Source organism: Mesorhizobium sp. M1E.F.Ca.ET.041.01.1.1 (assembly GCF_003997355.1).
Lineage (GTDB): Bacteria > Pseudomonadota > Alphaproteobacteria > Rhizobiales > Rhizobiaceae > Mesorhizobium.
Map to the genome: position 1 here is coordinate 1 of NZ_RZSL01001221.1, position 552 is coordinate 552.

Genomic DNA, 552 nt, shown 5'->3' on the forward strand with positions numbered 1-552 from the left:
GGCTTCGTTTTCGTTGCGGGCCGCGATGGCGAGTTCCGAACCCTGATCCGTAGGATCGCATTGGCCCTATCGATCGCCCATTGCGCAAAATCGTTCGGGCTGTCGATGATCCTCGTTTCCATGGATGCGCGCTCCCGCGTTTACGATTTGTTGAGCGAATTCGGGCTAGGGTCCAGGCGCGCGATGGGTATTGCGTTCGCGCCACAACACTCCTCGATCCTTGCAGCATCAGGCGCGTTGGACAAGCCGTTCCGCCTCGCGTAGCTTCCGCTACTGGCCCGCGACTACAGGCCACTCGCCTTGGTGAGATTGACGCGGGAACGATCTCTTCGGCGCTGATAGCGCCGGGACATTTCGGCGCTGGCGTGGCAAGCTGTTTTTGCACATAGGCCTCGGCCGACGAGGCCAGGCCAGAGCGCAAGGAATGGCCGAGAATTTCGTCGCACGGTCGCCCTCGGAAAGATCCCCGCGCACGCCGGCGGCCAAGGCCGCGCGTTTGACCAGCCGCGCCACCTCCTGATCGTTGAGCCGCTCGGCTCCCACCGTTTTGCC

Annotated in this window: 1 pseudogene; it reads right to left on the minus strand. The window is 63.0% G+C overall.

Annotated elements, in window-relative coordinates:
• Window positions 1-284: 284 nt before the first annotated feature.
• Window positions 285-552 (minus strand): annotated as a pseudogene (locus EOA38_RS40870) (integrase); the annotation flags it as partial.